This window comes from Hydrogenophaga sp., assembly GCF_018780075.1.
Classification (GTDB): Bacteria; Pseudomonadota; Gammaproteobacteria; order Burkholderiales; family Burkholderiaceae_C; genus Hydrogenophaga.
In genome coordinates, this window is the sequence record NZ_JADMKB010000033.1 from 21594 (window position 1) to 29567 (window position 7974).

6 protein-coding genes are annotated in these 7974 nt (G+C 68.5%); 4 read left to right on the top strand and 2 right to left on the bottom strand.

The window, feature by feature from the left end; genetic code table 11:
• Positions 1 to 98: 98 nt before the first annotated feature.
• Entirely contained in the window at positions 99 to 1079 is a 981-nt protein-coding gene (locus IV088_RS07690; protein ID WP_291100024.1) for a tripartite tricarboxylate transporter substrate binding protein, read from the bottom strand.
• Between the two features lie 47 nt (positions 1080 to 1126).
• A complete protein-coding gene (locus IV088_RS07695) occupies positions 1127 to 2107 on the bottom strand; it encodes a tripartite tricarboxylate transporter substrate binding protein (protein WP_291100027.1) in 981 nt (326 codons plus the stop codon).
• 93 nt (positions 2108 to 2200) lie between these two features.
• On the opposite strand from IV088_RS07695, the gene acnA reads away from it, so the two are divergent.
• The 4 genes from acnA to IV088_RS07715 are packed head-to-tail and all read left to right on the top strand — an operon-like array spanning position 2201 to position 7592.
• Entirely contained in the window at positions 2201 to 4834 is a 2634-nt protein-coding gene (acnA, locus tag IV088_RS07700; RefSeq protein ID WP_291100030.1) for an aconitate hydratase AcnA, read from the top strand.
• Positions 4835 to 4875: 41 nt separating this feature from the next.
• Positions 4876 to 5775 (top strand): GntR family transcriptional regulator, encoded by a 900-nt coding sequence (locus tag IV088_RS07705; RefSeq protein ID WP_291100032.1) that lies wholly within the window; start codon positions 4876 to 4878, stop codon positions 5773 to 5775.
• 17 nt (positions 5776 to 5792) lie between these two features.
• Entirely contained in the window at positions 5793 to 6533 is a 741-nt protein-coding gene (locus tag IV088_RS07710) for an ABC transporter substrate-binding protein (RefSeq protein WP_291100035.1), read from the top strand.
• A 3-nt stretch (positions 6534 to 6536) separates the two neighbouring features.
• Entirely contained in the window at positions 6537 to 7592 is a 1056-nt protein-coding gene (locus IV088_RS07715; RefSeq protein WP_291100036.1) for a lactonase family protein, read from the top strand.
• Positions 7593 to 7974 lie beyond the last annotated feature (382 nt).

Sequence of the window (7974 nt, forward strand, 5' to 3'; positions counted from 1 at the left end):
CCAGCCAGATCAGCAGCGCCAGCGTCAGCAGGGCCAGGGCGATGCCGGCCAGCGCGCGCCAGCTCGGGCCAAAAGTGTGGGAGTCGGTGCTCATGGGCTTACTTGACCAGGCCGATGGTGGTCAGCACGTCTTTGACGCTGACCTGTTCCTTCTTGAGGTTGGCCGCGAAGGCGTCGGCGTTCAGGTAGGCGTCGTCCCAGCCGCGCTGCTTGCGCACGGCGGCCCACTCGGGCGACTTCACGGCCTTTTCCACCGCAGCGGACAGGGCCGCTTTTTGTGCCGCGCTGATGCCGGGGCCGGCGACGATGCCGCGCCAGTTCATCAGCTCCACGTCCAGGCCCTGTTCCTTGATGGTCGGCACATCGACGCCGGCCATGCGCGCGCCCGAGGACAGCGCCAGGGCGCGCAGCTTGCCCGCCTTGATCATGCTTTCGAACTCGTTGTAGCCCGAGACGCCTGCGGTCACGCGGCCGCCGAGCATTTCGGCCAGGGCTTCACCGCCGCCCGAGAAGGGCACGTAGTTCAGCTTGGTCGCGTCGCCACCAGCGGCCTTGGCCAGCAGGCCGGCCAGGATGTGGTCGGCACCACCGGCCGAGCCACCGGCCCAGACCACCTTGGAGGTGTCGGCCTTGAGCGCGGCGGCCAGGTCTTTCACGGTCTTGAGCGGCGAGTTGGCCGGCACCACGATCACCAGCGCGTCACCGGTCAGGCGGGCGATGGGCGTGACCGCATCCAGCGTCACCGGCGACTTGTTGGTCAGGATCGCGCCCACCATGGTGATGCCCATGGTCAGCAGCTGGTTGCCGTCGCCCTTGGCGCCGTTGACGAACTGGGCCAGGCCCACGGTGCCGCCCGCGCCGGGCACGTTGACCACCTGCACCGACTTGGCGGCGCCGGTGGCGGTCATCACCTGCTGCAGGGCGCGCGAGGCGCCGTCCCAGCCACCGCCGGCACCGGCGGGCGCGGTGATCTTGATATCCAGTGTGGCCTGGGCGTGGGCCTGCGGCAGCAGCACTGCGGAGAGGCAGGCGGCTGCTGCGATGGCGAGGGTACGGCGGGTGAAGGACGTGGTGTTCATGGAAGGCTCCTGGGGATGGGTTGAAACGGAAGGAAAGAGGACCGCGCTCACTCGGCGACGATCCTGGCGGTGGTGACGATGCGTTCGAACTGGGCGGACTCCTTCTTGATGAAGTCCTTGAACTGCTGCGGGCTCATGGGCGTGGGCTCACCGCCCTGTTCGCGAAGCTTCTTCGCCAGCTCGGGGTCTTTGAGCGCGGCGGTCACGGCGGCGTTGAGCTTCTGCACCACGGCGTCGGGCGTGCCTGCAGGGGCGAAGAGGCCGAACCAGTTTTCCAGCTGGTACTTGGCCAGCGGCTTGTACTCGGCGATGGCGGGCAGGTCGGGCGCATAGGGCGCACGGGTGGCCGAGGTCACGGCCAGGGCCCTGACCTTGCCGGCCTGGATGAAGGCCTTGGCCGCCGTGTAGCTCACGAAGGTCATGTCCACCAGGCCGGCGGTCACGTCCACCAGCTGGCCTGCGGCACCGCGGTAGGGGATGTGGACCATGTGCAATCCGGCCAGCTCTTCGAGCAATTCGCCGTTGAGGTGCTGCGGGTTGCCCACGCCGCTGGTGGAATAGGACAGCTTGCCCGGGTTCTTTTTCGCGTGGGCCACCAGCTCCTCGACGTTCTTGACCGGCAGCTGGTTCGCCACCACCAGCACATTGGGCACGCGCACCACCAGCGTGACCGGCACCAGGTCCTTGGCCGGGTCGTACTGCATGCGGCCCTTGTAGACGAAGGGGTTGATGGCGGTTTCGCCGGCCGAACCCAGCAGCAGGGTGTGGCCGTCGGGCGCGGCCTTGACCACGGCCTGCGCGCCGATCATGCCGCTGCCGCCGGCCTTGTTTTCCACGATGACCGTGCCACCCAGCGTGGTGCGCAGCTTCTCGGCCAGCAGGCGGGCGGTGATGTCGACGCCACCCCCGGCACCGAAGGGCACGACGATGGACACGTTGCGGGACGGGTAGTCCTGCGCCTGGGCGGCGAAGGGGGCAAGGCTGCCCAGCGCAAGGGCCAGGGCGGTGAGGCGACGCGAGAGGTTCATGGAGGCTCCGATGGACAGTTCGTCCCGTTTGAGAGGCGGGTTAGGGTTAACGCTGGATTGCATTTTAAAGACAATAAATGCAAAATAGCCATCATGGAAAACACCTACTCCCCCGAAACCGGCCGATTGACGGTCGGTGCCGACACCTTCCGCTGCGTGGATTTGCCCGAGCGCCACGGTGCGCAACTGCTGCGCCTGCCCGTGGTGCTGCGCCTGCTGCTGGAGAACATCGCCCGCGAGACCGAAGGCGCCGAGCGCGACGCGGCCGAGGCCGCGGTGCTGGCCTGGCTGGAGACCGGCCGCAGCGAGGCCGAAGTGCCCTACCAGCCGGGCCGGGTGCTGATGCACGACACCACCAGCACGCCCGCGCTGGTGGACATCGCGGCCATGCGCGACGCGCTGGCCGAGGCCGGCGTGGACCCGCGCGTGCTCAACCCGGTGCTGCCGGTGGACGTGTCGGTGGACCACTCGCTGGCGGTGGAGGCCTACGGGCGTCCGCAGGCGAGCGTTGAAAACCTGCAGCACGAAATCCGCCGCAATGCCGAGCGCTACCGCTTCCTGCGCTGGGCCTCGAAGTCACTGGACCGGGTGCGCATCCACCCGCCGGGGGCCGGGATCATGCACACCATCAACCTGGAGCAACTGGCCACGGTGGTGACCACGGTGGAGCGCGGCGGCGAGACCTGGGCCGTGCCCGACATGATGCTGGGCACCGACAGCCACACGCCCATGGTCAACGGCATCGGCGTGCTGGGCTGGGGCGTGGGTGGGCTCGAAGCGCAGACGGTGATGTTCGGCATGCCGACCATGCTGCGCGTGCCCGACGTGATCGGTGTGAAGCTGACCGGGCGGTTGGTGGGCGCGGCCCAGGCGACAGACCTTGCGCTGACCGTGACGCAGCGCCTGCGCGCGCTCGGCGTGGCCGGCGAGTTTGTCGAGTTCTACGGCCCGGGCGTGTCCACGCTGACGGCCGGCGAGCGCTGTGTGGTCGCCAACATGGCGCCCGAGTACGGCGCCACCACCGGCTTCTTCCCGGTCGATGACAAGACGCTGGACTACCTGCGCGCCACTGGCCGCAGCCAGGCCCAGATCGAGCTGGTCGAGGCCTACTGCCGCCACAACGCCCTGTGGTTCGCGCCCGAGGCCGAGCCGCGCTACACGCAGACGATCAGCATTGCGCTGGACCAGATCGGCGTGATGGTGGCCGGCCCGCGCCGCCCGCAGGACCTGCTCGACCACACGTTGACCGGCGAAGCGCTGGCCAAGCTGGGATTCCAACCCACCGAACCGAGCGAGTTGCCCACCTTTCCTGTGGCGCTGGCCGCCATCACCAGCTGCACCAACACCTCCGACCCCGGCCTGCTGATCGCAGCCGGTCTGCTGGCCCAGGCTGCGCACGCACGCGGCCTCAAGGTGCCGGCCTGGGTGAAGACCTCGCTCGCGCCCGGCTCCCCGGCCGCCGCCGACTACCTGCGCCGCTGCGGGCTGGACGCCGCGCTGGCGGCCGTGGGCTTCGACATCGTGGGCTTCGGCTGCACCACCTGCATCGGCAATTCCGGCCCGCTGCCCGACGCGGTGGCGCACGCGCAGCACCAGGGCGCGGTCAAGGCCGTGGCCATCCTCTCGGGCAACCGCAACTTCCCCGGCCGTGTGCACCCGGACATCGAGGCCGCCTTCATCATGTCGCCGCTGCTGGTGGTGGCCTTCGCGCTGGCCGGTGACGCCGCGCGCAACCTGCGCGATGAACCGCTGGGCACGGGCGCCGACGGCCAGCCGGTGTTCCTGCGCGAGCTGATGCCCACGCGCGAAGCCATCGACGCCGCGCTCAAGCGGGCGCTGGACCCGCTGGACTTCCGCCGTGCGTTTGACATTGCCAGCGCCAACCCGCTGTGGCACGCGCTGGAAGCACCCGACACGCCGCTGTTCCCCTGGAGTGCCGCGTCCAACGCGCTGCGCCGCCCGCCGTTTGCCTCGCTCAGCGAAGGCTCGCAGCTGGGCCGCTACACCGCCTACCCGCTGCTGGTGGTGGGCGACGACATCACCACCGACCACATCTCGCCGGCCAGTGCCATCCCGAAGAACAGCGGGGTGGCCGACTTCCTGGTGGCGCGCGGCGACGATCGCAACGACCTCAACGTGTTCGCCTCGCGCCGGGGCAACTGGGAGGTGATGGTGCGCGCGGCCTTCCACAGCAAGACCCTGGTCAACCAGCTGGCCCCCCAGGCGCCGGTGGCCCACACCCTGCACGTGCCCAGCGGCAGCGTCGCCCCGATCTGGGACGTGGCGCAGCGCTACCGCGATGCGGGCGAGTCCGTGGTGCTGGTGGCGGGCGAGCGCTACGGCACCGGCTCCTCGCGCGACTGGGCCGCCAAGGGCCAGCGCCTGCTCGGCATCCGCGCCGTGCTGGCCGCGAGCTTCGAGCGCATCCACCGCTCCAACCTCATCGGCATGGGCATCCTGCCGCTGCAGTTCGCGGCCGGCCAGCACCCGTCCACGCTCAACCTGCAGGCGGGCGACCGCATCGAGGTGCTGGCCGATCCGGCGGCACTGCGGCCGCGTGCCCCGGTGGCGGTGCTCATCCACCGCGCCGACGGGTCGGCCCAGTCGCTCACGCTCACCGCTGCGGTGGAAACGCAGCTGGAGGTGCGCCTGCTGAGCCAAGGCGGCGTGATCCCCACCATCCTGCGCGATCAGCTGGCCGCGCACGCGGCGGTGGCCACCGCCTGACACCCATGACCAGCCTGCGTGCGCCTTACGATGGCGGCACCATGAGTGCTGACAAAACCATCGTTGCCCAAGTCCTGGCGCTGATCCGCCAGGACAAGCTGCCGCCCGGCGCCCACCTGCCCGCGCAGATGCTCGCCGACCGCCTGCGCGTTTCGCGTTCCCCCATCAACGAGGTGCTGATCCACCTGCACGAACAAGGCCTGCTGCAGCGCGAGCGCAACCGGGGCTTCTTCGTGGGCGAGGGCCTGCAGGCACCGGCCGAAGAGGTCAACCGCCGCCTCGGGCTGGAGGGTCAGGACGCCGCCACGCGCCTGTATTTCCAGGTGGCCGAAGACCGCCTCAAGGGTGAGCTGCCGGAGGAGGTGACCGAGGTGCTGCTCAAGACGCGCTACGGCCTGACACCGGCCCAGCTGCAGGCGCTGCTCGGTCGCATCGCCAAGGAGGGCTGGATCGAGAAGAAGCCCGGCTACGGCTGGGCGTTTTCGACCATGCTCACCACGCCCGACAGCCTGCTGCAGTCCTACCGCCTGCGCCTGGCGCTGGAGCCCGCGGCCCTGCTGGAACCCGGCTACCAGCTGGACCCGCAGGTGCTGGCGCGCTGCCGCGCAGCCGAGGTGCACCTGCTCGAAGGCGGCATCGAGACCGACACCGCCGACCAGCTGCACGACCGCGGCGTGAACTTCCACGAATCGCTGGTGGCCGCCTCGGGCAACGCGTTTTTCATCGACACCATCCGCCGCGTCAACCGCGTGCGGCGCCTGCTGTCGTACCGCTCCATGCAGGACCGCCAGCGTTACCCCGAACACTGCCGCCAGCACCTGCACCTGCTCGACCTGCTCGAACAAGGCCGCCACGCCGACGCGGCCGCGACCATGCGCGAGCACCTGGGCGCCACCCTCGCCAACCTGGCCAAGATCAGCGACCTGCTGGGACGGGCCTGACACCTTCCCTGAACCCCATGAACACCGCCGACACCCTGCGCGCCGCCTTCGCCCCCACCGGTCGCCTGCGCGCCTCCATCAACCTGGGCAACCCCATCCTGGCGAACCGCCGCCCCGACACCGGCGAGCCGTTCGGTGTGTCGGTGGACCTGGCGCACGAGCTGGCGCAGCGCCTGGGTCTGCCGCTGGACCTGGTGGTGTTCGATGCGGCGGGCAAGTCGGTCGAGGCCGTGACCGCCGAGCAGGCCGACTTCGGCTTCTTCGCCGTGGACCCGGTGCGCGGCCAGGGCATCGCCTTCACCGCGCCCTATGTGCTGATCGAAGGCAGCTACCTGGTGCGCGACGCATCGCCGCTCCAAAGCAACGACGAAGTGGACCGCTCCGGCACCCGCGTGGTGGTGGGCAAGGGCAGCGCCTACGACCTGTACCTCACGCGCGAACTCAAGGCCGCGAGTATCGAACGCGCGCCGACCTCGCCCACCGTGGTGGACGTGTTCGTGGAGACCCAGGCCGACGTGGCCGCCGGCGTGAAGCAGCAGCTCGAAGCCGACCAGAAACGCTTCCCCGGTCACCGCCTGCTGCCCGGCCGCTTCATGGTGATCCAGCAGGCCATGGGCCTGCCCAAGGGCCGCAGCGCCGAGGCGGTGGTGTACCTGAGGTCGTTTGTCGAAGAGATGAAAGCCAGCGGCTTTGTGGTCCAGGCCCTGCAGCGCCACGGCATCGAGGGTGCGTCCGTGGCCCCTGCGGCCGGAGCCTGAGCCATGTTCGCCTATGTCGGATCGCGCACCTCGCGCGAGCGCAACGCGCGCGGCGATGGCATCACCGTCTGGAAAGTCGAGGAGGCTACCGGCGATCTGAGCCTGGTGCAGACGGTGGGCGATCTGGTCAACCCGTCGTTCCTGCTCAAGCACCCGACGCTGCCGGTGCTCTACACCGTGCACGGTGACCAGCAGCAGGTCAGCGCCTTCCGCATCGATCCGGCCACAGGACACCTGAGCTTCCTGAACCGGCAGGACTGCGGCGGCCGCAACCCGGTGCACCTGGCCCTGTCGCCGGACGCGCGGCATCTGGTCATCAGCAACCATGTCAGCAGTTCGCTGGTGGTGCTGCCGGTGTCGACGGATGGGTCGCTGGAACCGCTGTCGCAGCTGGTGACGCTGGAAGGACCTCCCGGTCCCCACCGTGTGGAACAACCCTTCGCCAAGCCCCACTTCAACCCCTTCGACCCGAGCGGGCGCTGGGTGTTGGTGCCCGACAAAGGTGTGGACCGGATCTTCGCGTTCCGCTTCGAGAGCGGTCGCCTGACCCCTGCTGCACAAGCCTTCGCCCAGGCACGGGAAGGCGCCGGTCCACGCCACCTGGCCTTCCACCCGACGCAACCCTGGGTCTACGTCATCAACGAGCTGGATTCGACCGTGACCGCGTACACGTTCGATCCGATCACCGGCGCACTGCAACCGTTTCAGGTGCTCAGTGCGCTGGACGACACCTTCACCGGCAACAGCCGCGCGTCCGAAGTCGAGGTAGACCGCTCGGGCCGCACGCTGTACGCATCGAACCGCGGTGAGGACAGCATCGCCGTGTTCGATATCGACCCGGACACCGGGCGCATCAGGTTGCGCCAGAGCGTGCTCAGTGAAGGCAGGACACCGCGCTTCTTCTCCATTGACCCAACTGGGCGCTGGCTGTACGTGCTGAACGAGGACAGCGACGCCATCGTGCGGTTTGATGCAGTTGCTGCTAGCGGGCTGTTGTCGACGACAGGTAAGTCCTGGAAAACAGGAAGCCCTGTCTGCATGGTCTTTGGATCAACGTGAGTGGCGAGACCGCAAGTCGCCTGCGACCGATAGAGGTTCTTCTGAGCATCTGAACAAACCTAGCCGTCGCTCAAAGTCTGGTACATCGACGGCTATGACCAGTTCACGGTACCCCGTAGTGAGATGTCTCCGCGTGGAACGTTTGTTGCGGCCCTTTGTGCCGTGACCGGTATGAGTTTCCGAGCAGATGCTTGAAGGGTTCTATTTGTTGTCCGTTTCCAGCCTGGATGCTGAAGTCCTCCGCACTTCTGCTCCGCAACGGTTACGGTAATTGATACAGCCAAGTCCACCGACCAATTCATGACACCACTTGGCCGCTCGCGCGATAAGCGCGATCTCGGCGCCTTCGACGTGCCGAGGCTTGGCGCTCCAGCGCGAGAAG